A 24,682-nucleotide genomic window follows, 5' to 3' on the forward strand; every position below is an offset into this window, starting at 1 on the left:
CGCTACGGGCGGCTGAAGGACGCCATGCGCAGGCCCGGGGCGGGGGAGAAGTCGGGGCCCCGGGTGAAGCCCATGCGTGCGTACAGGGTCACGGCGGGGGTGTTGGCGGCGCCCGTGGTGACCGTGAGGGGACGGCCGGGGAAGAGGTCCGTCAGGGCGTGGCGCAGCAGCTGGGAGGCGACGCCCCGGCGGAACCACGCCGGGTCCACGCAGAGCCGGTCGATCCCGACGCCGCCGTCGGTGCGCTCCTGCCAGGCGAGGAAACCGGCGATCTTCCCGCCCTCGGAGACCGACCCGACCCAGTTCGAGGCGTGCGCCCGCATCTGCCCGAGGCTCTCGCCCAGCGCCGGGATCCCGTGGAAGCCGATCAGCTCCGCCTCCACCGCGTACGCGGCCAGCCCGATCCGGTGCACGGCCGCCGCGGTGGCGTGGTCGGTCAGGTCCAGGGGGCGGATTCGCGGGCTGCGCATGCGGCCAGGCTACCGAGGGCCGGGGAGCCCCCGGGCGGGCCCGCCCGATAACCGTTTAGCGGCGCAGCCACTCCGCTCGGTACGATTCAGGCGCGCAGTGTTCGCTTGCGCACCCCCTGAGTCAGGAGAGACCGGTGTCAGACGTCCGTGTGATCATCCAACGCGATTCCGAGCGGGACGAGCGCGTGGTGGCCACGGGCACTACGGCGGCGGAGCTCTTCGCCGGCGAGCGCACCATCGTCGCCGCCCGCATCGCCGGTGAGCTGAAGGACCTCGCGTACGAGGTGAAGGACGGCGAGAGCGTCGAGCCGGTGGAGATCTCCTCCGAGGACGGCCTGAACATCCTGCGCCACTCGACCGCGCACGTCATGGCGCAGGCCGTGCAGGAGCTGTTCCCGGAGGCCAAGCTGGGCATCGGCCCGCCGGTCCGGGACGGCTTCTACTACGACTTCGACGTCGCGAAGCCCTTCACCCCCGAGGACCTCAAGGTCATCGAGAAGAAGATGCAGGAGATCCAGAAGCGCGGGCAGAAGTTCGCCCGCCGCGTGGTCTCCGACGAGGCGGCCCGCGAAGAGCTCGCGGACGAGCCGTACAAGCTGGAGCTCATCGGCATCAAGGGTTCCGCCTCGACCGAGGACGGCGCGAACGTCGAGGTGGGCGGCGGCGAGCTGACCATCTACGACAACCTGGACCCCAAGACCGGCGAGCTGTGCTGGAAGGACCTCTGCCGAGGCCCCCACCTGCCCACCACCCGCACCATCCCGGCCTTCAAGCTGATGCGCAACGCCGCCGCCTACTGGCGCGGCAGCGAGAAGAACCCGATGCTCCAGCGCATCTACGGCACCGCGTGGCCCACCAAGGACGAGCTCAAGGCGCACCTCGACTTCCTCGCCGAGGCCGAGAAGCGCGACCACCGCAAGCTCGGCAACGAGCTCGACCTCTTCTCCGTCCCGGACGAGATCGGCTCGGGCCTGGCCGTCTTCCACCCGCGCGGCGGCGTCATCCGGCGGACCATGGAGGACTACTCGCGCCGCCGGCACGAGGAGGAGGGCTACGAGTTCGTCTACACCCCGCACGCCACCAAGGGCGCCCTCTTCGAGAAGAGCGGCCACCTGGACTGGTACGCGGAGGGCATGTACCCCCCCATGCAGCTCGACGGTGGTACCGACTACTACCTCAAGCCCATGAACTGCCCCATGCACAACCTGATCTTCGACGCGCGCGGCCGCTCCTACCGCGAGCTTCCCTTGAGGTTGTTCGAGTTCGGCACCGTGTACCGGTACGAGAAGTCGGGCGTCGTGCACGGCCTGACCCGCGCCCGCGGCTTCACCCAGGACGACGCGCACATCTACTGCACCCGTGAGCAGATGGCGGAGGAGCTCGACCGCACGCTCACCTTCGTGCTGAACCTGCTCCGCGACTACGGTCTGACCGACTTCTACCTGGAGCTGTCCACCAAGGACCCGGAGAAGTTCGTCGGCTCGGACGACGCCTGGGAGGAGGCCACCGCGGTCCTCCAGCAGGTCGCCGAGAAGCAGGGGCTCCCGCTGACCCCCGACCCGGGCGGCGCGGCCTTCTACGGCCCGAAGATCTCCGTACAGGCGCGGGACGCCATCGGCCGCACCTGGCAGATGTCGACCGTCCAGCTGGACTTCAACCTGCCGGAGCGCTTCAACCTGGAGTACACCGCGCCCGACGGCTCCCGCCAGCGCCCGGTCATGATCCACCGCGCGCTGTTCGGTTCCATCGAGCGGTTCTTCGCCGTACTGCTGGAGCACTACGCGGGCGCCATGCCGCCGTGGCTCGCCCCGGTCCAGGCCGTCGGCATCCCGATCGGCGACGGGCACGTGGAGTACCTCCAGGAGTTCGCCGCCGAGGCGAAGAAGCAGGGTCTGCGCGTCGAGGTGGACGCCTCCTCCGACCGCATGCAGAAGAAGATCCGCAACCACCAGAAGCTCAAGGTCCCCTTCATGATCATCGTCGGTGACGAGGACATGGCCGCGGGCACGGTCTCCTTCCGCTACCGCGACGGTTCGCAGGAGAACGGCATCGCCAAGGACGAGGCGCTGGCCAAGCTGGCCAAGGTCGTCGCGGACCGCGTCCAGGTCTGATCCGCACGGAACGCGCAGGCCGGGCCCCCGGGGAGCGACCGCTTCCCGGGGGCCTTCCTCGTCCGCGCGGGCAAGGTCATATGCTGCATCCCATGACGATTGAGCCGGAGCAGCAGATCGGTGTGGGCACGCAGGACGCGTTCCAGCGTCTGTGGACGCCCCACCGGATGGCCTACATCCAGGGGGAGAACAAGCCCACCGGCCCGGAGGCCGGGGACGGCTGTCCCTTCTGCGGGATTCCGGAGATGTCCGACCAGGACGGACTGGTCGTGGCGCGGGGCCGGCACGTCTACGCCGTGCTCAACCTCTACCCGTACAACGGCGGCCACCTGATGGTCGTCCCGTACCGGCACGTCGCCGACTACACCGAGCTCGACGGCCCCGAGACGGCCGAGCTGGCCGAGCTCACCAAGCGGGCGATGGCCGCGCTGCGCAAGGCCTCCGGAGCGCACGGCTTCAACATCGGCATGAACCAGGGCGCCGCCGCGGGCGCGGGCATCGCCGCGCACCTGCACCAGCACATCGTGCCCCGCTGGGGCGGCGACACGAACTTCATGCCGGTCGTCGGACACACCAAGGTGCTGCCGCAACTCCTCGCGGACACCCGCCAGATGCTCGCGGACGCCTGGCCCGTCGCCTAGTGCCGCGCCCCGGTGAACCCATCCGGTCACAGCACTAGGCGCGGTCGGGAGCGCAGGCCCGCCACGCGGCGACCTCGTGCTCGACGTCGAACTCCGTCAGGTTCAGCGGCGGGCCCGGCGGCGGCATCCGCAGGGCCGCCCGGATCTTGTCGTTGATCTCGGCGAGGACCTCCCGCACCCGGCGCTCGGAGCGGGCCGCGCGGACCGCCTCCCGGGCGTCCTCGGCCTCTTTGCGCAGAGCGAGGGCCGGCGGCAGCGCGGAGAAGCCCTCCCGGTGCAGCTTCCCCTTGATCCACCACAGCTCGTCGTACGGGGCGTCGAGCGAGGCCAGCGGCTTGCCGTAGCCGGGCAGCTTCTCGAAGTCCCCCCGCGCGGCGGCCTCGCCGATCTGCCGGTCCACGAAGGACTCGAAGCTGACACCAGGGGGTTTGCGCTCGGTCACGGCTGCACCTCCGGATCGTACGGACGCCTTGCCCTGCGCCCCCAGCCTAGCTAGGCGTCGTACATGTCGGCCTTGCGCGGTGCCGGTTCCTGGATCATGCCGCTCATGATCGAGGAGCGGTTGGTGAAGCGCTCGGTGTCGACGCCGTTCTCCTCCAGGACCCTGAAGGTCGCCGCGTGGACCGCGCGCAGTACCGGGGCGACCGTGCGCAGGGCGTCGTCCGCCATGAACCGGTGGCGCCACATCGAGCCCGCCCACACGTGCCGGACGCCGAAGGGTTCGGGCAGGACCAGCTTGCCGCCGAAGTAGTCCAGGATCGGCGGGTACCAGGTGAGGGGGGCGCGCACGGCGAGGCGCACCACCTCCTGGGCGTCGACCAGCGGCAGGGGGCGCTCCACGGTCTCCCAGAAGCGGATGCTCTTGGGCACCTCCACCACCGGCGCCTTGGACTTCGTGGTGAACAGGCCGTGTACGGGGCCCAGGGCGTGGGCGGTCACGTCCACGCGCAGGGTCTTGTAGAGCACCGTGACGGTCACCAGCATGGTGATGACGAGCTGGCCGTCCCAGAGCGGGTACTGGATGCCGAGGTAGTGGCGGTTGCCCGCGTTGAACTGCTGCTCGTTGCAGATCCGGGTGATCTCGTGCGGCTTGATCAGGAAGGTGTCGACGTTCTCGCCGGTGGGGCGGGCCACCTCGGCGGCTCCCTCGCCGACCGGCGTCACGATCCAGTGCTGGATGGCGGCGGGCGGGAACCCGCCGGTGTGCAGGGGGCCGCGCTCCAGCTTGCGCAGCTGCGCGTCGATCGCGCGTATGACGTCCCAGCTGCGGAAGGGGTGGATCTCGCCGCCCTCGGTCTTGGGGGCGAGCTCCTCGGCCAGCTGCCAGTTGCCCCAGCGGGTGCCCATGCCGAGGATGCCCTTGGACCCCGCGTAGAAGACCGAGTTGCTGCGGTCCTCGGCGGTCAGCTTGGCCAGCTGGTGGCGCAGGTCCTCGCGGGCCTTCTCGTCGGGGTTGCCGGGTACCGCCTCGGGGATCTTGGCGGCGACGCCGCCGCCCCCCAGCAGCCCGTCCCAGCGCGAGCGCAGGTCGGCGGCGGTGGCCTCGCAGATGCGGCGGGCGAGCAGCCAGCCCAGCGCCGGCGCGATGACCATGGCGCGCAGGTACAGGCCGAGGAAGCCGGTGAACGGCAGCCGGAACATCAGGATCGCGACCAGGACGGCGACCCCGACCAGCAGGGCCGTGCCGACCCAGGACGCGCGCTTGCCGTCGCCCGAGGCCAGGGACTTGCGGAGCTGGAACAGGCCCAGCCACAGCAGCAGGCCGGGCAGGAACAGCACGCCGCAGACCAGCACGATCAGGCGGAGCTTGCGGTCGCGCTCCTTGCGGATGCGGGAGGCGGCCAGGCAGTGCTCGACGACGGTCTGCGGATCGGCGCCGAAGGACTGGATCAGCGGCTTGCGGCCGGGACCGAGGGTGCGGGTCTCGACCGCCCGGCAGAACGCCTCGCCCAGGCTGGGCTCGAAGAGGGAGATCCGCGGGGGCTTGACCGTGGCCGCGTGGTGTTCGCCGTTGGCGCCGAGTATGAGGTCGAGCTTGGTGTCCTTCGCGCCGTCCCGGTAGGCGGCCGACGCCAGCGCGTTGGTCGCCGCCGTCTGCCCCCCGCCCCCCTGGAGGGGGACCTGCGCTCCGGGCCTGAAGTCGAATCCGTCGTCCGCCACCGCTGCCCCCATCGCTGTGCCGTGCTCTGCGTGCGCCGAAGAGCCTATCGGCGGATTCCGCCCCATGGTCATGGGACAGGGAAATGCCGCCCACCGCAAGCGGGTTGGCGGTCGGGCGGCACTTCGACCGGTGCGGTGAACCGTTCCGGTCACAGCACTAGTTCAACCGGGCTCCCTTCGCGGACTGTTCCCGCACCGTGTCGGCGATGTGGGGCGGCATGGGCTCGTGCCGGGCGTAGCTGCGGGTGAAGCTGCCGGTGCCGTGCGAGACGGAGCGCAGCTCGACGGCGTAGCGGCCGATCTCGATCTCGGGGATCTCGGCGCGGACCCTGGTCCGCCCCGGGCCCGCCTGGTCGGTGCCGACGACGCGGCCGCGGCGGCCCGCGAGGTCGCTCATGACCGGTCCGACGTACTCGTCGGGGACGACGACGGAGAGTTCGGCGACCGGTTCGAGGAGGTGCAGGAGCGCCTCGGCGGCGGCCTCGCGCAGGGCGAGCGCGCCGGCCGTCTGGAAGGCGGCGTCGGAGGAGTCCACCGAGTGCGCCTTGCCGTCGAGCAGGGTGATCCGTACGTCGACCAGCGGATGGCCGGCGGCGAGGCCGCGTGCGGCCTGGGCGCGGACCCCCTTCTCCACGGACGGGATGAACTGCCGGGGGACGGCTCCGCCGACGACCTTGTCCACGAACTCGATGCCACTGCCCGGCGGGAGCGGCTCGACCTCGATCTCGCAGATGGCGAACTGCCCGTGGCCGCCGGACTGTTTGACGTGCCGCCCGCGGCCGGAGGCCTTGGCCCCGAAGGTCTCGCGCAGGCTGACCCGGTGCGGGACCGGGTCGACCCGGACGCCGTAGCGGGTGCGCAGCCGCTCCAGGGCGAGGTCCTGGTGGGCCTCGCCGAGGGACCACAGGACGAGCTGGCGGGTGTGCTGGTTCTGCTCCAGCCGCATCGTGGGGTCCTCGGCGACGAGGCGGGCCAGGCCCTGGGAGAGCTTGTCCTCGTCGGCCTTGCTGTGGGCCTCGATGGCGAGGGGGAGCAGCGGGTCGGGCATCGCCCACGGCTCCATGAGCAGCGGGTGGTCCTTGGCGGAGAGGGTGTCGCCGGTCTCCGCGCGGGTCAGCTTCGCCACGCAGGCGAGGTCGCCCGCGATGCAGCGGGTCAGGGGGCGCTGCTGCTTGCCGAAGGGGGAGGTGAGAGTGCCGGTCCGCTCGTCCACGTCGTGGTCCGCGTGGCCGCGCTCCGCGAGCCCGTGCCCGCAGACGTGGACGGTCTCCTCGGGGCGCAGGGTGCCGGAGAAGACGCGGACGAGGGAGACCCGGCCCACGTAGGGGTCCGAAGAGGTCTTGACGACCTCGGCGACGAGGGGGCCGTCGGGGTCGCAGACGACATCGGGGCAGGCGGAGCCGTCCGGGGCGGTGACCCCGACGGAGGCCCGCTCCAGCGGGCTCGGGAAGCCGCCGGTGACCAGTTCGAGGAGCTCCACGGTGCCCAGGCCCTGGCGCGCGCCGTCTGCGGCGGGGGCGGCCATGAGGACGGGGTGGAAGGTGCCGCGCGCGACGGCGCGCTCCAGGTCGTCCACGAGGGTCTTGAGGTCGATGTCCTCGCCGCCGAGGTAGCGGTCCATGAGGCTCTCGTCCTCGCTCTCGGCGATGATCCCCTCGATGAGGCGGGCGCGGGCCCCGGCGATGAGGGCGAGCTCGGCCGGGTCCGGTTCCCGCTCGGCGCGCTCGCCGGAGGCGTAGTCGTACACCCGCTGCGAGAGGAGGCCGAGGAGCCCGGTGACGGGGGCGCGGCCGTCGGGGGCGGCGGGGCCGTACAGGGGCAGGTACAGCGGGATGACGGCGTCGGGGTCCTCGGCGCCGAAGGTGTCGCCGCAGACGGCGGCCATCGCGGCGTAGTCGGCGCGGGCGGCCTCCAGGTGGGTGACGACGATGGCGCGGGGCATCCCGACGGCCTCGCACTCGTCCCAGACCGCGCGGGTGGCCCCGGAGAGGCCCTCGGCGCCGTCGGCGGCCGAGACGACGAAGAGGGCCGCGTCCGCGGCGCGCAGACCGGCCCTGAGCTCTCCGACGAAGTCGGCGTATCCCGGGGTGTCCAGGATGTTGACCTTGATTCCGCCCCATTCGACGGGGACGAGGGACAGCTGGACGGAGCGCTGCCTGCGGTGCTCGATCTCGTCGTAGTCGGAGACGGTGGCGCCGTCCTCGACCCGGCCGGCCCGGTTCACGGCTCCGGCGGTCAGGGCCAGGGCTTCGACCAGTGTGGTCTTGCCGGACCCGCTGTGGCCGACCAGCACGACGTTCCGTACGGAGGCGGGGCGGTCGGCCGTCGGTGCCCTGCCGGCGGCTCCGGATTGGTGTGATGTGGCTCCCATGGTGTTCGTGCCTCCCGGTGGTGACGGTGAGGAGGGAAACGGGGTCCTTCGAGCTTTGCACCGGTGTCACACCGCGTCCATACGTCGTGCCGGGCACGTGCCGGCGGCACGACGGGAGGGCGCGGGGGGGATGAAGTACGGCCCACATGGCCCGAACCGGTGGGTGCGCGGCGCCCGGGGCGCGGCGTGCTGGCTACGATGGGCCAGCCGGTGGCCGTGGTGGCCGTGCGGCCCAGCGACCCTCCGGGAAGGCCATGCTGAACAAGTACGCGCGTGCATTCTTCACGCGTGTTCTCACGCCATTCGCCGCTTTTCTGCTCCGGCGGGGGGTGAGCCCGGACGCGGTCACCCTGATCGGCACGGCCGGAGTGGTGGTGGGAGCGCTGGTCTTCTTCCCCCGGGGCGAGTTCTTCTGGGGCACGATCACCATCACCCTCTTCGTCTTCTCCGACCTGGTGGACGGGAACATGGCCCGCCAGGCCGGCCTCTCCAGCCGGTGGGGCGCGTTCCTCGACTCGACCCTCGACCGGGTCGCCGACGCGGCGATCTTCGGCGGGCTCGCGCTCTGGTACGCGGGCTCCGGGAACGACAACGCCCTGTGCGCGGTCGCGATCTTCTGCCTGGCCAGCGGCCAGGTGGTCTCGTACACCAAGGCCCGCGGCGAGTCGATCGGGCTGCCGGTGGCCGTCAACGGGCTCATCGAGCGCGCCGAGCGCCTGGTGATCTCGCTGGTCGCGGCCGGCCTCTCCGGCCTGCAGGTCTTCGGGGCGCCGTCCTGGATCGGCGTCCTGCTCCCGGTCGCCCTGTGGATCGTCGCGGCGGGCTCGCTCGTCACGCTGATCCAGCGGGTGGTCACCGTGCGCCGCGAGGCGGCCGAGGCCGACGCCGCGGCGTCGGCGGAAGGGGGCGCCGCCTGATGGGCGCCGCACAGGACAAGCTGGTCGACCGGCTGTACGGGCTGGGCTGGGCCGGGGTCAAGAAGCTCCCGGAGCCGGCCGCGGTGGCCTTGGGCCGCCGCATCGCCGACTTCGCGTGGAAGCGCCGCGGCAAGAGCGTGCTGCGGCTGGAGTCGAACCTGGCGCGGGTGGTGCCCGACGCCGGCCCGGAGCGGCTGCGCGAGCTGTCGCGGGCGGGGATGCGCTCCTACATGCGGTACTGGATGGAGTCCTTCCGGCTGCCGACGATGGACCCGCAGCGGTTCGGCACGGACGTGCAGATGAAGGACGACCACATCCTGCGCGAGGCCCTCGCCTCCGGGCGCGGGGTCGTCGTGGCCCTGCCGCACCTCGCCAACTGGGACCTCGCCGGGGCCTGGGCCACCGGCCACCTCGGGGTGCCCTTCACCACGGTCGCCGAGCGCCTCAAGCCCGAGTCCCTCTACGACCGGTTCGTGGCCTACCGGGAGAGCCTGGGCATGGAGGTCCTGCCCCACAGCGGCGGCTCCGCCTTCGGCACGCTCGCCCGCCGGCTCCGCTCCGGCGGCCTGGTCTGCCTGGTCGCCGACCGGGACCTGTCGGCCTCCGGGGTCGAGGTGGACTTCTTCGGCTCCACGGCGCGGATGCCGGCCGGGCCGGCCCTGCTGGCCCAGCAGACGGGCGCGGTGCTGCTCCCGGCGACGCTGTACTACGGCGAGACGCCGCAGATGTACGGCCGGATCCACCCCGCGGTGGAGGTGCCCGGGACCGGCACCCGGCCCGAGAAGGCCCGGGCCATGACCCAGGCGGTCGCCGACGCCTTCGCCCTGGGCATCGCCGAGCACCCGGAGGACTGGCACATGCTGCAGCGGCTGTGGCTCGACGACCTGGAGGAGCGCCCGTAGTGAAGATCGGCATCGTGTGCCCGTACTCGTGGGACGTGCCCGGAGGCGTCCAGTTCCACATCCGCGACCTGGCCGACCACCTGATCCGCCTGGGCCACGAGGTGTCCGTCCTGGCCCCGGCCGACGACGAGACCCCGCTGCCGCCGTACGTGGTCTCGGCGGGACGGGCGGTGCCGGTGCCGTACAACGGGTCGGTGGCGCGGCTGAACTTCGGCTTCCTCTCGGCCGCCCGCGTGCGCCGCTGGCTGCACGACGGGGTCTTCGACGTGATCCACATCCACGAGCCCGCCTCGCCCTCGCTGGGCCTGCTGGCCTGCTGGGCGGCGCAGGGACCGATCGTCGCCACCTTCCACACCTCGAACCCGCGCTCGCGGGCGATGATCGCGGCGTACCCGATCCTCCAGCCGGCGCTGGAGAAGATCAGCGCGCGGATCGCGGTGAGCGAGTACGCGCGGCGCACCCTGGTGGAGCACCTGGGCGGGGACGCGGTGGTCATCCCGAACGGGGTCGACGTGGACTTCTTCGCGAAGGCCGAACCCAAGCCCGAGTGGGGCGGCCGGACCCTCGGCTTCATCGGCCGCATCGACGAGCCCCGCAAGGGGCTGCCGGTGCTGATGGCGGCCTTCCCCAAGATCGTGGAGGCCTGCCCGGACGTACGGCTGCTGGTCGCCGGCCGGGGCGACGAGGAGGAGGCCGTGGCGACGCTCCCGGCGGACCTCCGGTCCCGGGTGGAGTTCCTCGGCATGGTCTCGGACGAGGACAAGGCGCGGCTGCTGCGCAGCGTGGACGTGTACGTGGCCCCCAACACGGGCGGCGAGAGCTTCGGCATCATCCTCGTCGAGGCCCTGTCGGCGGGCGCCGCGGTGCTGGCTTCGGACCTGGACGCCTTCGCGCAGGTCCTGGACCAGGGCGGGGCGGGCGACCTCTTCGCCAACGAGAACGCCGACGCCCTCGCGGCCGGCGCGATCGCCCTCCTGCGGGACCCGGCCCGGCGCGCCGAGCTCAGCGCCCGCGGCTCGGCCCACGTACGCCGCTTCGACTGGGCGACGGTCGGAGCCGACATCCTCGCGGTCTACGAGACGGTGACGGACGGCGCGGCGGCGGTGGCCGCGGACGAACGTGTCCCCCTGCGCACCAGGCTGGGCCTCTCCCGGGACGCGTGAGGGCCGCGCCGCGGGCGCGGCCGGGCCCGGCCGGCACTCCCGCGACGGGCCGGCACTCCCGCGACGGCCGGGGGCGCGGCCCGGACCGGCCACGGGGGCCCGGCGGGCCCGCCGTAGCGCCCCCGGGGGCTGACCGTGGGCGGGGCGGGGGCCGGTAGAGTCGCCGCCCGTGATCGAAAACCTTGTCTGGATCGCCCTGGCGCTCGCCGTGGTCGGTGTCCACCTCAGCTGGACGGCGGGCCGTCTGGACCGGCTCCACTCGCGGATGGACGCCGCGCGGGCGGCGCTCGACGCACAGCTCGTACGGCGGGCCTCCGTCGTCGTGGAGGTCTCCACCTCCGGCGTGCTCGACCCCGCCTCCTCCCTGGTGCTGTACGAGGCCGCGCACGCCGCCCGGCAGGCCGAGGAGGAGCACCGGGAGGTCGCCGAGAGCGAGCTCAGCCAGGCACTGCGGGCCGTCTTCGCCGACGTCGACCAGGTCGAGGTGCTCAAGGCCGCACCCGGCGGGGCCGAGGCCACCGAGGAGCTCGCCGCGGCCGTGCGCCGGGTGCCCATGGCGCGGCGCTTCCACAACGACTCCGTACGCGCCGCCCGCGCCCTGCGCAGGCACCGCAAGGTCCGCTGGTTCAGGCTGGCGGGGCACGCGCCCTTCCCGCTCGCCTTCGAAATGGACGACGAGCCCCCCGCCGATCTCGCGGACCGGCCGGTCTAGGTCCTGTCGTCAACGTAGGGCCGGGCGGGACTTCGACCGACAGGGCCCAGCAGGGACCCGTCGGGGAGCGGTCCAGGGCCGCAGCGGACAAGTCGAGGAGCCACCGGCTACACATTGGCCCTTGCTGTGGACTGGTCGGTGGGGTTTTCTCAGTCGTGTAGTAGTTGCGTCTTCCCCTTCGAGTGAGGTCAATCCGTGAGCACGCTTCCCACCTCCCCCCAGTCCGCCGAGTCGGCGATCGGCACCTCGCGCGTGAAGCGCGGCATGGCCGAGCAGCTCAAGGGCGGCGTGATCATGGACGTGGTCAACGCCGAGCAGGCGAAGATCGCCGAGGACGCCGGCGCCGTGGCCGTCATGGCCCTGGAGCGGGTCCCCGCCGACATCCGCAAGGACGGCGGGGTGGCCCGCATGTCCGACCCCAACATGATCGAAGAGATCATCGAGGCCGTCTCGATCCCCGTCATGGCCAAGTCCCGCATCGGCCACTTCGTCGAGGCCCAGGTGCTCCAGTCCCTCGGCGTCGACTACATCGACGAGTCCGAGGTCCTGACCCCGGCCGACGAGGTCAACCACTCCGACAAGTGGGCGTTCACCACCCCCTTCGTCTGTGGCGCCACCAACCTGGGCGAGGCCCTGCGCCGCATCGCCGAAGGCGCGGCCATGATCCGCTCCAAGGGTGAGGCCGGCACCGGCAACGTCGTCGAGGCCGTCCGCCACCTGCGCCAGATCAAGAACGAGATCGCCCGCCTGCGCGGCTACGACAACAACGAGCTGTTCGCCGCCGCCAAGGACCTGCGCGCCCCGTACGAGCTGGTCAAGGAGGTCGCCGAGCTCGGCAAGCTCCCGGTCGTGCTGTTCTCCGCCGGTGGCGTCGCCACCCCGGCCGACGCCGCGCTGATGCGCCAGCTCGGCGCCGAGGGCGTCTTCGTCGGCTCCGGCATCTTCAAGTCGGGCGACCCGGCCAAGCGCGCCGCCGCCATCGTGAAGGCCACCACCTTCTTCGACGACCCGAAGATCATCGCGGACGCCTCCCGCAACCTGGGCGAGGCCATGGTCGGCATCAACTGCGACACCCTCCCCGAGGCCGAGCGCTACGCCAACCGCGGCTGGTAACCGGACATGACCCACACCCCCGTGATCGGTGTCCTGGCCCTCCAGGGCGACGTACGGGAGCACCTGATCGCCCTGGCCGCGGCGGACGCCGTGGCCAGGCCGGTCCGGCGTCCCGAGGAGCTCGCCGAGGTCGACGCCCTGGTGATCCCCGGCGGCGAGTCCACGACCATGTCGAAGCTCGCCGTGCTGTTCGGCATGCTGGAGCCGCTGCGCGAGCGCGTCCGCGGCGGCATGCCCGTCTACGGGACCTGCGCCGGCATGATCATGCTGGCGGACAAGCTCCTGGACGGCCGTGAGGACCAGGAGACGCTGGGCGGGATCGACATGATCGTCCGCCGCAACGCCTTCGGCCGGCAGAACGAGTCCTTCGAGGCGAAGGTCGAGTTCGCGGGCATAGCGGGCGGGCCGGTCGAGGGCGTCTTCATCCGCGCCCCCTGGGTCGAGTCCGTCGGCGCCGCCGCCGAGGTCCTCGCCACGTACGACGGCCACACGGTCGCCGTGCGGCAGGGCAGCGTCCTGGCGACCTCGTTCCACCCCGAGCTGACCGGCGACGACCGGGTGCACGCGTACTTCGTCGACATGGTGCGCGCGGGGCTGTAACGGCGTCCCGGTAGGATCTGAGCGAACACTGTTGGTGACGCGAAGGAGACAGGCAGATGTCCGGCCACTCTAAATGGGCTACGACGAAGCACAAGAAGGCCGTGGTCGACGCCAAGCGCGGCAAGCTCTTCGCGAAGCTGATCAAGAACATCGAGGTCGCGGCCCGGATGGGCGGCGCCGACATCGACGGCAACCCGACGCTCTTCGACGCCATCCAGAAGGCCAAGAAGAGCTCGGTTCCGAACAAGAACATCGACTCCGCGGTCAAGCGCGGCGGCGGCCTGGAGGCCGGCGGCGCCGACTACGAGACGATCATGTACGAAGGCTACGGCCCGAACGGCGTCGCGGTGCTCATCGAGTGCCTCACCGACAACCGCAACCGTGCCGCGTCCGACGTGCGTGTCGCGATGACCCGCAACGGCGGCTCGATGGCCGACCCGGGCTCGGTCTCGTACCTGTTCAACCGCAAGGGCGTCGTCCTCCTGCCCAAGGGCGAGCTGTCCGAGGACGACGTCCTGGAGACGGTGCTCGAAGCCGGCGCCGAGGAGGTCAACGACCTCGGTGAGAGCTTCGAGATCATCAGCGAGGCCACCGACATGGTCGCGGTCCGCACCGCGCTCCAGCAGGCGGGCATCGACTACGACTCGGCCGACTCCAACTTCCTGCCGACCATGCAGGTCGAGCTGGACGAGGAGGGCGCGCGCAAGATCTTCAAGCTGATCGACGCGCTGGAGGACAGCGACGACGTGCAGAACGTCTTCGCCAACTTCGACGTCTCGGACGAGGTCATGGAGAAGGTCGACGCGTAACGCCTCCACCACGCGGCATTCGAACGGCGGGCCGACGGGGACACACCCCGGCGGCCCGCCGTCGCGTTGTGCGCGATGTCAGTGGCGCCGGATAGCCTGCACGCACACGGACGGGCGATCGAACGGAACAGGGGGCGGGGTGCGCGTACTCGGTGTGGACCCGGGGCTGACGCGGTGCGGTGTCGGCGTCGTCGAGGGTGTCGCCGGCCGTCCCCTGGCCATGCTCGCGGTGGGGGTCGTACGGACGCCCGCCGATGCCGCTCTGGGCAGCCGGCTCGTCGCCATCGAGCAGGGCATCGAGGAGTGGCTCGACGCCCACCGCCCGGAAGTCGTCGCCGTGGAGCGGGTGTTCAGCCAGCACAACGTCAGCACCGTGATGGGCACCGCCCAGGCGAGCGCCGTGGCCATGCTGTGCGCCGCCCGCCGCGGTATCCCCGTCGCCCTGCACACCCCGAGCGAGGTCAAGGCCGCCGTCACCGGCAGCGGGCGGGCCGACAAGGCCCAGGTCGGCGCGATGGTCACCCGCCTGCTGCGGCTCGCCGAACCGCCGAAGCCCGCCGACGCCGCCGACGCCCTCGCCCTCGCCATCTGCCACATCTGGCGGGCCCCCGCCCAGAACCGCCTCCAGCAGGCGGTCGCCCTGCACGCCTCGAAAGGCCGTACCCGATGATCGCCTTCGTCAGCGGCCCGGTCGCCGCGCTCACCCCCGCCCTCGCCGTGATCGAGGTCGGGGGAGTGGGGATGGCCGTGCACTGCACGCCGAACACGATCGCCGGGCTGCGGACCGGCGAGCCGGCCCGGCTGGCCACCTCCCTGGTCGTACGGGAGGACTCGCTCACCCTGTACGGATTCGCCGACGACGACGAGCGGCAGGTCTTCGAGCTGCTCCAGACCGCGAGCGGGGTCGGTCCGCGGCTGGCCCAGGCGATGCTCGGCGTCCACAGCCCGGACGCGCTGCGCGGGGCCGTGGCGACCGGGGACGAGAAGGCCCTGACGGCGGTGCCCGGCATCGGCAAGAAGGGTGCCCAGAAACTGCTGCTGGACCTGAAGGACAAGCTGGGCGCCCCGCTGGGGGCCGGCGGCCTCGTCGGTGCCCAGCGGGCGGCCGCCACCGGTCCCGCGCCCTGGACCGAGCAGCTCGCCGCGGCGCTGATCGGGCTGGGCTACGCCTCCCGCGAGGCGGAGGAGGCGGTCTCCGCGGTGACCCCGCAGGCCGAGGAGGCCATCGCCGCCGGCGGACCGGCCCCGGTGCCGCAGCTCCTGCGGGCCGCCCTCCAGACCCTGAACCGGGCCCGCTGACCACCGCCGAGGGGTCCCTTGCCCCGCCCCCCGCACCCGCGTGCGCACGGGACGGGACGGGGCCGGGCGGGGCCGGGCGGGCCCGGCCGCGCCGCGGGGCCGCACCCGCAGGGACCGACCACCCGCTCCACCACCGAGAAGGCAGACTGACACCGTGAACTGGGACGACGAGACCACCGCCGAGGAAGAGGCGCGCATCGTCGCCGCCGCGGCCGACGGCGAGGACACCGCCGTCGAGGCCGCGCTGCGGCCCAAGGACCTCGGCGAGTTCGTCGGCCAGGAGAAGGTCCGCCAGCAGCTGGACCTCGTCCTCAAGGCGGCCCGCCAGCGCGGGGCCACCGCCGACCACGTCCTGCTGTCCGGGGCGCCCGGCCTCGGCAAGACCACCCTGTCGATGATCATCGCGGCCGAGATGGGCGCCCCCATCCGGATCACCTCGGGTCCCGCCATCCAGCACGCCGGCGACCTCGCCGCCATCCTCTCCTCCCTCCAGGAGGGGGAGGTGCTCTTCCTCGACGAGATCCACCGCATGTCCCGGCCCGCCGAGGAGATGCTCTACATGGCCATGGAGGACTTCCGCGTCGACGTGATCGTCGGCAAGGGCCCCGGGGCCACCGCGATCCCGCTGGAGCTGCCCCCCTTCACCCTCGTCGGGGCCACCACCCGGGCCGGCCTGCTGCCCCCGCCCCTGCGCGACCGCTTCGGCTTCACCGGGCACATGGAGTTCTACAACCCCGAGGAGCTGGAGCGCGTCATCCACCGCTCCGCCCGCCTCCTCGACGTGGAGATCGACACCGCGGGCGCCGCCGAGATCGCCGGCCGCTCCCGCGGCACCCCGCGCATCGCGAACCGCCTGCTGCGCCGGGTCCGCGACTACGCGCAGGTACGGGCCGACGGTGTGATCAACCGGGAGGTGGCCGGTACCGCCCTCCAGGTGTACGAGGTGGACGCGCGCGGGCTCGACCGGCTCGACCGGGCGGTGCTGGAGGCCCTGCTCAAGCTGTTCGGCGGCGGCCCCGTGGGGCTGTCCACGCTCGCCGTGGCCGTCGGCGAGGAGCGGGAGACCGTGGAGGAGGTCGCGGAGCCCTTCCTGGTCCGCGAGGGCCTGCTGGCGCGCACTCCCAGGGGGCGGGTGGCGACCCCCGCCGCATGGGCTCACCTGGGGCTCGTCCCGCCGCAGCACGGCGTGGGAGGATCAAGCGGACAACAGGGCTTGTTCGGGGCCTGACGGCGCGGAGGTTCGCCCCCTCAGGAACTGCGATGCCATGCTGGGCGTTGTTCCATCGGTGCGGACTCGCCTAGACTCCGCCGATGCCGACCCTTCGGGTCGGTATGCCCACCCCCCGTAAAAAGGCCGCCGTCCGCGTGCGGTCGTGCGAAGGATCTCCGTCCCGTGAATCTCGTGACACTCCTCCCGTTCATCGTGCTCATCGGGGCCATGTTCCTGATGACCCGCTCCGCCAAGAAGAAGCAGCAGGCGGCGGTCGCGATGCGCAACGAAATGACGCCCGGCACCGGGGTCCGCACCATCGGCGGCATGTACGCCACGGTGAAGGAGCTCGGCGAAGACACCGTCACCCTCGAGGTGGCTCCCGGCGTCCACGCCGTGTACGCCAAGAACTCCATCGGCGCCGTCCTCGACGACGAGGAGTACAACCGCATCGTCCACGGCGTCAGCGAGGTGCCCGAGAGCGACACGCCGGTCGTCCCCGACGACGCGTCCTCGCTGACCGAGGCCCCCAAGGCCGACCTCACCAAGGACGAGAAGGGCGGGGACGAGGCTCCCAAGCTCGACCTGGGCAAGAAGGACACCCCCGGGGACGAGCCCGAGGACGGCAAGAGCGACGGCAAGACCGACGGCGAGGCCGGCGCGAAGTAGCGCGCGGCCGGGGACCGCGGGGGCGCCTGACCGGCGGCCGTCGCGGTCCCGGTCAGTGACCCACTTCTGCGGGGGGCAGGGGTCCCCACCACACATTTCGTGGCCGTCCGCGCGCTGACCCGGCGCGGGACGGTTGGACAGGGAGAAACGACAAGGTGGCAGCACCGAAGAAGGGCCGGCGGCCCACGGGGGCTCAGGGGAGGCCGGGGCGCGCCCTGGCCCTCATCCTGATCGCGATGGTGGCGCTCACCGCGGGGATGTTCCTCACTGGTCAGACGACTCCCCGGCTCGGCATCGACCTCGCCGGCGGCACGAGCATCACGCTCAAGGCCAAGAGCGAGCCCGGTAAAGAGAACGCCGTCAACCCGACGAACATGGCGACGGCGGTCGGCATCATCGAGCGCCGTGTCAACGGTCTCGGCGTGTCCGAGGCCGAGGTCCAGACCCAGGGCAAAGACCACATCATCGTCAACATCCCCAAGGGGATGAACGAGAAGCAGGCGCGCGAGCAGGTCGGTACGACCGCTCAGCTCTACTTCCGCCCGGTCATCGCCTTCGCGGACGGCGCCCCCGCCGCTCCCGAGGGCACCCAGAGCCCGAGCCCGTCCGCCAGCGGCTCCGGTGCTCCCAAGGCCGAGGACGGCAACAAGTCCCCGTCGGCCACCCCGTCGTCCAGCGCCACTTCCCAGGGCCGCGCGCTCAGTGAGGCCCTCAAGGCCCCGGCCGCCACCCCCACTCCCTCGCCCTCGGCGAGCGAGTCGAAGAAGGCAGACGACAACAAGGCGCCGTCGCCCTCCGCGTCCGCCCCGCCCACCGGTGAGGAAGCCGCGGCGGCCGACCTCCAGGCCAAGTTCGCCGCGCTCGACTGCACCGACGAGGCGCAGCGCGCCACCGTCGGCAAGGGCGTCAAGCCCGAGGAGCCGACGCTCGCCTGCGGCCAGCGCGGCACCGCCTGGGGCAAGTGGGTCCTGGGCCCGGCCGCCGTCGAGGGCAAGGACGTCAAGAGCGCCAAGGGCGTCATCGACCCGCAGCAGGGTGGATGGATCGTCACGATGGACTTCAACGACCGCGGCACCGACGCGTTCGCGAAGGTCACCGGCGAGCTCTCGGCGAAGCAGTCCCCGCAGAACCAGTTCGCGATCGTGCTGGACGGAGAGGTCGTCTCCGACCCGTCCGTGAGCACCGCGATCATGGGCGGCAACGCCCAGATCTCCGGCGGCTTCACCCAGCAGTCCGCGCAGGACCTGGGCAACATGCTCTCGTACGGCGCCCTGCCGCTCTCCTTCAGCGAGGACAGCGTCACCACCGTCACCGCCGCCCTCGGCGGCGAGCAGCTGCGCGCCGGCCTGATCGCCGGAGCCATCGGCATGCTCCTCGTGGTGATCTACCTGCTGGTGTACTACCGCGGCCTGGCGTTCATCGCGATCATCAGCCTCCTGGTGTCCGCGGTCCTCACCTACACGATCATGGCGCTGCTCGGAAAGGGCATCGGGTTCGCGCTGAACCTGCCCGCCGTCTGCGGTGCGATCGTCGCCATCGGCATCACGGCGGACTCGTTCATCGTCTACTTCGAACGCATCCGCGACGAGATCCGCGAGGGCCGGACCCTGCGTCCGGCCGTCGAGCGCGCCTGGCCCCGTGCCCGGCGCACCATCCTGGTCTCCGACTTCGTGTCGTTCCTGGCGGCCGCGGTGCTCTTCATCGTCACCGTCGGCAAGGTGCAGGGCTTCGCCTTCACCCTCGGTCTGACCACCCTGCTCGACGTGGTCGTGGTGTTCCTCTTCACCAAGCCGGTCATGACGCTCCTGGCGCGCACGAAGTTCTTCTCCAGCGGCCACCCGTGGTCCGGACTGGACCCGAAGCGGCTCGGCGCCAAGCCGCCGCTGCGCCGGGCCCGTCGTACCGGTGCCGCACCCGCCCCCGTCGACGCAAAGGAGGCGTGAGAGATGTCGAAGCTGGGAGCTCTCGGCGCCAGGCTGTACCGCGGTGAGGTCGGCTACGACTTCGTCGGCAAGCGTTTTCTCTGGTACGGCGTATCCATCCTGATCACCATCACGGCGATCGTCGCCCTGGCCGTCCAGGGCCTCAACATGGGCATCGAGTTCAAGGGCGGTGCCGTCTTCACCACCCCGAAGACCGGCGTCTCGGTCGCCAAGGCCACGGAGGACGCGGAGAAGGCCTCGGGCCACGACGCGATCGTCCAGGAGCTCGGCACCGGCGGCCTGCGGATCCAGATCTCCAGCCTGTCCCCCGAGGCGGCGTCGGACGTCAAGAAGCAGCTCGCCACCGACTTCAAGGTGAACGAGGCCGAGATCAACGCGGACCTGGTCGGCCCCAGCTGGGGCGAGCAGATCGCGAACAAGGCCTGGACCGGCCTCGCCGTCTTCATGGTCCTCGTGGTGATCTACCTGGCCATCGCCTTCGAGTGGCGGATGGCCGTCGCGGCCCTGATCGCCCTGATCCACGACCTCACGATCACGGTCGGCGTCTACGCGCTGGTCGGCTTCGAGGTCACCCCGGGTACCGTCATCGGCCTGCTGACGATCCTCGGCTACTCCCTCTACGACACCGTCGTCGTCTTCGACGGTCTCAAGGAGGGCTCGAAGGACATCACCAAGCAGACCCGCTACACGTACAGCGAGATCGCCAACCGCAGCATCAACGGCACCCTGGTCCGCTCGATCAACACCACCGTCGTGGCGCTGCTCCCGGTCGGGGCCCTGCTCTTCATCGGCGGCGGCTTCCTGGGCGCCGGCATGCTGAACGACATCTCGCTGTCGCTGTTCGTCGGCCTCGCGGCCGGTGCGTACTCCTCGATCTTCATCGCGACCCCGCTGGTCGTCGACCTCAAGGAGCGCGAGCCGGCGATGAAGGCCCTGAAGAAGCGGGTGCTCGCCAAGCGCGCGGGCTCGGCGAAGGACGACCCCGCGGACGACGGGCCCGGCGCCGAGGACGGGCCGCAGGTCGTGGGCCAGGGCCGTGCGGGCCGGCGCCGATGACCGGGCCGCTCACCGATGACGTGCGCGGGCTGCTGCTCAGCCGGATCAAGGACGTACCGGACTACCCGAAGGCCGGGGTGGTGTTCAAGGACATCACCCCGCTGCTGGCCGACCCGAAGGCGTTCGCCGCGCTGACGGACACGCTGGTGGAGCTGGCCCGGGAGTACGGCGCGACGAAGATCGTCGGACTGGAGGCGCGGGGATTCATCCTGGCGGCTCCGGTGGCCGTGCAGGCCGGGATCGGCTTCGTGCCGGTCCGCAAGGCCGGAAAGCTGCCGGGCGCCACGCTCGCGCAGGCGTACGAGCTGGAGTACGGGACCGCGGAGATCGAGGTCCACGCGGAGGACCTGTCGGCCGGTGACCGGGTCATGGTCATCGACGACGTGCTGGCCACCGGCGGTACCGCGGGTGCCTCGCTCTCGCTGATCCGGCGGGCCGGGGCCGAGGTCGCCGGGGTGGCGGTCCTGATGGAGCTGTCGTTCCTCCCGGGCCGCGAGCGGCTGGCGGACGCCCTCGCGGGGGCTCCGCTGGACGCGCTGATCGTCGTCTGACCACCGCGTGCCGAGCGGCGGGCGTCCGGGTTCCCCCGGGTGCCCGCCGCTTTCGCGTCCCCGGGCCCGGCGCCCGGCCGCGGGCTCGGGGAACGGGTCGGCGCAACGCTCGCTACCATGGGTTATCCGGACCTGACCGGGGCACCGGATCGTCCCCCGGACGCCGTCCGGGGGGACCCCCAGAGGAGCGCTCTTGCCAGACGAGGTCCAGCCACTCTCCGCCGCGCAGCCCGACCCGCAGGCCGAGCCGGCCGCGGCGCCCGCCGCCACGCCCCCGCCGGCCCCGCCGGTCAAGCCCGCGCCGGCGAAGTCGGCCGGGTCCTCCAACCGGGTCCGCGCCCGCCTCGCGCGGCTCGGCGTCCAGCGTTCCACCACGTACAACCCGGTCCTGGAACCCCTCCTGCGCATAGTCCGCGGCAACGACCCGAAGATCGAGACGTCGACGCTGCGCCAGCTCGAACAGGCCTACCAGGTCGCCGAGCGCTGGCACCGCGGCCAGAAGCGCAAGAGCGGCGACCCGTACATCACGCACCCGCTCGCGGTGACCACCATCCTGGCCGAGCTCGGCATGGACCCCGCCACCCTCATGGCCGGCCTGCTGCACGACACCGTCGAGGACACCGAGTACGGCCTGGAGGACCTGCGCCGGGACTTCGGCGACGCGGTGGCCCTGCTCGTCGACGGCGTCACCAAGCTGGACCGGGTCAAGTTCGGCGAGGCAGCCCAAGCCGAGACCGTGCGCAAGATGGTCGTGGCCATGGCCAAGGACCCGCGCGTCCTGGTCATCAAGCTCGCCGACCGGCTGCACAACATGCGCACCATGCGCTACCTCAAGCGCGAGAAGCAGGAGAAGAAGGCCCGCGAGACCCTTGAGATCTACGCCCCGCTGGCACACCGGCTGGGCATGAACACCATCAAGTGGGAGCTCGAGGACCTCGCCTTCGCGATCCTCTACCCGAAGATGTACGACGAGATCGTCCGCCTGGTGGCCGAGCGCGCGCCCAAGCGGGACGAGTACCTCGCCGTCGTCACCGACGAGGTCCAGACCGACCTGCGGGCCGCCCGGATCAAGGCCACCGTCACCGGCAGGCCCAAGCACTACTACAGCGTCTACCAGAAGATGATCGTCCGCGGCCGCGACTTCGCGGAGATCTACGACCTGGTCGGCATCCGCGTCCTCGTGGACACCGTCCGGGACTGCTACGCCGCCCTCGGCACCGTCCACGCGCGATGGAATCCGGTCCCCGGCCGGTTCAAGGACTACATCGCGATGCCCAAGTTCAACATGTACCAGTCGCTTCACACGACGGTCATCGGGCCCAGCGGCAAGCCCGTCGAGCTGCAGATCCGCACCTTCGACATGCACCGCCGCGCCGAGTACGGCATCGCCGCGCACTGGAAGTACAAGCAGCAGACCGTCGCCGGCACCTCGAAGGTCCGCACCGACGTCCCGCAGGCCGCGAAGGGCAGCGCCGGCCAGGACACCGTCAACGACATGGCCTGGCTGCGCCAGCTGCTCGACTGGCAGAAGGAGACCGAGGACCCGGGCGAGTTCCTCGACTCGCTGCGCTTCGACCTCTCCCGCAACGAGGTCTTCGTCTTCACCCCGAAGGGCGACGTGATAGCGCTGCCCGCCGGCGCCACCCCCGTGGACTTCGCGTACGCCGTCCACACGGAGGTCGGCCACCGCACCATAGGGGCCAGGGTCAACGGCCGGCTGGTGCCGCTGGAGTCCACGCTCGACAACGGCGACCTGGTCGAGGTCTTCACCTCCAAGGCCGAGGGCGCCGGCCCGTCCCGGGACTGGCTGGGCTTCGTCAAGTCCCCGCGGGCCCGCAACAAGATCCGCGGCTGGTTCTCCAAGGAGCGCCGCGACGAGGCCATCGAGCAGGGCAAGGACGCCATCGCGCGGGCCATGCGCAAGCAGAACCTGCCGATCCAGCGCATCCTGACCGGGGACTCGCTCGTCACCCTCGCGCACGAGATGCGCTACCCGGACATCTCCTCGCTGTACGCGGCGATCGGCGAGGGCCACGTCGCCGCGCAGGGCGTCGTGCAGAAGCTGGTCCAGGCCCTCGGCGGCGAGGAGGCGGCCAACGAGGACATCGAGGAGTCCATCCCGCCCGCCCGCGGCCGCAGCAACCGGCGCAAGAACGCGGACCCGGGCGTCGTCGTCAAGGGCGTCGACGACGTGTGGGTCAAGCTCGCCCGCTGCTGCACCCCGGTGCCGGGGGACCCGATCGTCGGCTTCGTCACGCGCGGCAGCGGCGTGTCGGTCCACCGCGCGGACTGCGTCAACGTGGACTCCCTCTCCCAGGAGCCCGAGCGGATGCTGGAGGTCGAGTGGGCGCCCACCCAGTCCTCGGTCTTCCTGGTCGCCATCCAGGTCGAGGCGCTCGACCGGTCCCGGCTGCTGTCGGACGTCACGCGCGTCCTGTCCGACCAGCACGTCAACATCCTCTCGGCGGCCGTGCAGACCTCCCGGGACCGGGTGGCCACTTCGCGGTTCACCTTCGAGATGGGCGATCCCAAGCACCTCGGACACGTCCTGAAGGCCGTCCGCGGCGTGGAGGGCGTCTACGACGTCTACCGCGTGACGTCCGCACGCAGGCCGTAACGGGCCGGGGCCGCCCCGCTCCGACACGACGGCGGGCGCCACCCCCTCGGGGTGGCGCCCACCGTCACGTGTGCGTCCTCGCGGACCTCCCGCGCGTCAGCCGCCGAACTCCTCCAGGCCCTTCAGCGCCTGGTCCAGCAGGGCCTGGCGGCCCTCCAACTCCCGGGCCAGCTTGTCGGCCTTGGCGTTGTTGCCCGCGTTGCGCGCGGCGTCGATCTGCCCGCGCAGCTTGTCGACGGCCGCCTGGAGCTGGCCCGTCAGACCCGCCGCACGCGCCCGCGCCTCCGGGTTGGTGCGGCGCCACTCGCCTTCCTCGGCCTCCTGGATCGCCCGCTCGACGGCCTGCATCCGGCCCTCGACCTTCGGCCGCGCGTCCCGCGGCACGTGGCCGATGGCCTCCCAGCGCTCGTTGAGGGAGCGGAACCCGGCACGCGCCGCCTTCAGGTCGGTGACCGGGACGAGCTTCTCGGCCTCGTCGGCCAGCTCCTCCTTCAGCTTCAGGTTCTCCACCTGCTCCGCGTCACGCTCCGCGAAGACCTCGCTGCGCGCCGCGAAGAAGACGTCCTGCGCGCCCCGGAACCGGTTCCAGAGGTCGTCCTCGGACTCGCGCTGCGCACGGCCCGCGGCCTTCCAGTCCGCCATCAGTTCGCGGTAGCGGGCCGCCGTCGGACCCCAGTCGGTGGACTTCGACAGCGCCTCGGCCTCCGCGACCAGCTTCTCCTTCACCTTGCGGGCGTCCTCGCGCTGCGCGTCCAGCGAGGCGAAGTGCGCCTTGCGGCGCTTGGAGAACGCGGAGCGGGCGTGCGAGAAGCGGTGCCACAGCTCGTCGTCCGACTTGCGGTCCAGGCGCGGCAGGCCCTTCCAGATGTCCACCAGGGCGCGCAGCCGCTCGCCGGCGCTGCGCCACTGGTCGCTCTGCGCCAGCTCCTCGGCCTCGACGACCAGCGCGTCCTTGGCCGCACGGGCCTCGTCCGTCTGCCTGGCCTTCTGGGCCTTGCGCTCCTCGCGCCGCGACTCCACGGTCGCGACCAGCTTGTCGAGGCGCACGCGCAGGGCGTCGAGGTCGCCCACGGCGTGGTGCTCGTCGACCTGCGTGCGCAGGTGGTCGATCGCCGTCTGCGCGTCCTTGGCCGACAGGTCGGTGGTCCGCACCCGCTTTTCGAGGAGGCCGATCTCGACCACCAGGCCTTCGTACTTGCGCTCGAAATAGGCCAGGGCCTCCTCAGGGGTGCCCGCCTGCCACGAGCCGACGACCTTCTCGCCATCGGCAGTACGCACGTACACGGTGCCCGTCTCGTCGACTCGGCCCCACGGGTCGCTGCTCACAGCGCCTCCTCCACCTGATGCCTGCGAGGGGTTCGCCCCCTG

The 24,682-nt window shown here is 71.8% G+C and carries 22 protein-coding genes; 17 read left to right on the top strand and 5 right to left on the bottom strand.

Going from position 1 to position 24,682, the window contains the following annotated elements:
• Positions 1 to 2: 2 nt before the first annotated feature.
• Complete coding sequence (locus tag ACFWU6_RS16535; protein WP_383981645.1) at positions 3 to 470, bottom strand: GNAT family N-acetyltransferase; 468 nt, start codon at positions 468 to 470, stop codon at positions 3 to 5.
• A gap of 134 nt (positions 471 to 604) precedes the next feature.
• On the opposite strand from ACFWU6_RS16535, the gene thrS reads away from it, so the two are divergent.
• Together thrS and ACFWU6_RS16545 are read left to right on the top strand one after the other, a co-directional pair.
• On the top strand, positions 605 to 2,581 hold the full coding sequence (thrS, locus tag ACFWU6_RS16540; protein ID WP_383804977.1) for a threonine--tRNA ligase: 1,977 nt from the start codon (positions 605 to 607) through the stop codon (positions 2,579 to 2,581).
• Positions 2,582 to 2,661: 80 nt separating this feature from the next.
• Positions 2,662 to 3,222: an HIT family protein gene (locus ACFWU6_RS16545; RefSeq protein WP_383804979.1), complete on the top strand. Its 561-nt coding sequence runs from the start codon at positions 2,662 to 2,664 to the stop codon at positions 3,220 to 3,222.
• 34 nt (positions 3,223 to 3,256) lie between these two features.
• Here ACFWU6_RS16545 and ACFWU6_RS16550 read toward each other — a convergent pair whose 3' ends face one another.
• From ACFWU6_RS16550 to ACFWU6_RS16560, 3 genes are all read right to left on the bottom strand, one after another.
• Complete coding sequence (locus ACFWU6_RS16550; protein ID WP_383981647.1) at positions 3,257 to 3,664, bottom strand: DUF1992 domain-containing protein; 408 nt, start codon at positions 3,662 to 3,664, stop codon at positions 3,257 to 3,259.
• Positions 3,665 to 3,714: 50 nt separating this feature from the next.
• Positions 3,715 to 5,382 carry a hypothetical protein gene (locus ACFWU6_RS16555; protein WP_383981649.1) on the bottom strand — a complete coding sequence of 556 codons (1,668 nt, stop codon included), beginning with the start codon at positions 5,380 to 5,382 and terminating at the stop codon, positions 3,715 to 3,717.
• 157 nt (positions 5,383 to 5,539) lie between these two features.
• On the bottom strand, positions 5,540 to 7,753 hold the full coding sequence (locus ACFWU6_RS16560) for an elongation factor G-like protein EF-G2 (protein WP_383981651.1): 2,214 nt from the start codon (positions 7,751 to 7,753) through the stop codon (positions 5,540 to 5,542).
• Between the two features lie 254 nt (positions 7,754 to 8,007).
• Here ACFWU6_RS16560 and pgsA point away from each other — a divergent pair, with 254 nt between their 5' ends.
• From pgsA to ACFWU6_RS16635, 15 genes are all read left to right on the top strand, one after another.
• The gene (gene pgsA / locus ACFWU6_RS16565) at positions 8,008 to 8,670 is read left to right on the top strand and encodes a phosphatidylinositol phosphate synthase (protein ID WP_383804987.1); all 663 of its coding nucleotides are present in this window, start codon (positions 8,008 to 8,010) and stop codon (positions 8,668 to 8,670) included.
• A complete protein-coding gene (locus ACFWU6_RS16570; RefSeq protein WP_383981653.1) occupies positions 8,670 to 9,572 on the top strand; it encodes a phosphatidylinositol mannoside acyltransferase in 903 nt (300 codons plus the stop codon). Before pgsA ends, ACFWU6_RS16570 begins: the two co-directional genes overlap by 1 nt.
• Entirely contained in the window at positions 9,572 to 10,735 is a 1,164-nt protein-coding gene (locus ACFWU6_RS16575; protein ID WP_383804990.1) for a glycosyltransferase family 4 protein, read from the top strand. The genes ACFWU6_RS16570 and ACFWU6_RS16575 overlap by 1 nt, the downstream gene beginning before the upstream one ends.
• Positions 10,736 to 10,904: 169 nt before the next feature.
• A complete protein-coding gene (locus tag ACFWU6_RS16580) occupies positions 10,905 to 11,447 on the top strand; it encodes a hypothetical protein (RefSeq protein WP_383981655.1) in 543 nt (180 codons plus the stop codon).
• 195 nt (positions 11,448 to 11,642) lie between these two features.
• A complete protein-coding gene (gene pdxS, locus ACFWU6_RS16585) occupies positions 11,643 to 12,560 on the top strand; it encodes a pyridoxal 5'-phosphate synthase lyase subunit PdxS (RefSeq protein WP_383804994.1) in 918 nt (305 codons plus the stop codon).
• Positions 12,561 to 12,566: 6 nt separating this feature from the next.
• On the top strand, positions 12,567 to 13,160 hold the full coding sequence (pdxT, locus tag ACFWU6_RS16590; RefSeq protein WP_383804996.1) for a pyridoxal 5'-phosphate synthase glutaminase subunit PdxT: 594 nt from the start codon (positions 12,567 to 12,569) through the stop codon (positions 13,158 to 13,160).
• 56 nt (positions 13,161 to 13,216) lie between these two features.
• On the top strand, positions 13,217 to 13,969 hold the full coding sequence (locus ACFWU6_RS16595; RefSeq protein WP_328297664.1) for a YebC/PmpR family DNA-binding transcriptional regulator: 753 nt from the start codon (positions 13,217 to 13,219) through the stop codon (positions 13,967 to 13,969).
• A gap of 139 nt (positions 13,970 to 14,108) precedes the next feature.
• On the top strand, positions 14,109 to 14,639 hold the full coding sequence (ruvC, locus tag ACFWU6_RS16600) for a crossover junction endodeoxyribonuclease RuvC (protein ID WP_383804998.1): 531 nt from the start codon (positions 14,109 to 14,111) through the stop codon (positions 14,637 to 14,639).
• Entirely contained in the window at positions 14,636 to 15,268 is a 633-nt protein-coding gene (gene ruvA, locus ACFWU6_RS16605; protein ID WP_383981657.1) for a Holliday junction branch migration protein RuvA, read from the top strand. The genes ruvC and ruvA overlap by 4 nt, the downstream gene beginning before the upstream one ends.
• 154 nt (positions 15,269 to 15,422) lie before the next feature.
• The gene (gene ruvB, locus ACFWU6_RS16610; protein WP_383805002.1) at positions 15,423 to 16,496 is read left to right on the top strand and encodes a Holliday junction branch migration DNA helicase RuvB; all 1,074 of its coding nucleotides are present in this window, start codon (positions 15,423 to 15,425) and stop codon (positions 16,494 to 16,496) included.
• A gap of 165 nt (positions 16,497 to 16,661) precedes the next feature.
• Positions 16,662 to 17,147, top strand: coding sequence for a preprotein translocase subunit YajC (gene yajC, locus ACFWU6_RS16615; protein ID WP_383805004.1), 486 nt, complete (start codon positions 16,662 to 16,664; stop codon positions 17,145 to 17,147).
• Positions 17,148 to 17,302: 155 nt separating this feature from the next.
• Entirely contained in the window at positions 17,303 to 19,090 is a 1,788-nt protein-coding gene (secD, locus tag ACFWU6_RS16620) for a protein translocase subunit SecD (RefSeq protein WP_383805006.1), read from the top strand.
• A gap of 3 nt (positions 19,091 to 19,093) precedes the next feature.
• A complete protein-coding gene (gene secF / locus ACFWU6_RS16625; RefSeq protein ID WP_383805008.1) occupies positions 19,094 to 20,146 on the top strand; it encodes a protein translocase subunit SecF in 1,053 nt (350 codons plus the stop codon).
• Positions 20,143 to 20,697 (top strand): adenine phosphoribosyltransferase, encoded by a 555-nt coding sequence (locus ACFWU6_RS16630; RefSeq protein WP_383981659.1) that lies wholly within the window; start codon positions 20,143 to 20,145, stop codon positions 20,695 to 20,697. The genes secF and ACFWU6_RS16630 overlap by 4 nt, the downstream gene beginning before the upstream one ends.
• A 193-nt stretch (positions 20,698 to 20,890) precedes the next feature.
• Positions 20,891 to 23,314 (top strand): RelA/SpoT family protein, encoded by a 2,424-nt coding sequence (locus ACFWU6_RS16635; protein ID WP_383805012.1) that lies wholly within the window; start codon positions 20,891 to 20,893, stop codon positions 23,312 to 23,314.
• 96 nt (positions 23,315 to 23,410) lie between these two features.
• On the opposite strand, the gene ACFWU6_RS16640 is transcribed toward ACFWU6_RS16635, so the two are convergent.
• Positions 23,411 to 24,640, bottom strand: a complete 1,230-nt coding sequence (locus ACFWU6_RS16640; RefSeq protein ID WP_383805014.1) for a DUF349 domain-containing protein — start codon at positions 24,638 to 24,640, stop codon at positions 23,411 to 23,413.
• Positions 24,641 to 24,682: the final 42 nt, after the last annotated feature.

Origin of the sequence: Streptomyces sp. NPDC058674, from assembly GCF_042716505.1 — a bacterium.
In the GTDB taxonomy this organism is placed as follows: domain Bacteria; phylum Actinomycetota; class Actinomycetes; order Streptomycetales; family Streptomycetaceae; genus Streptomyces.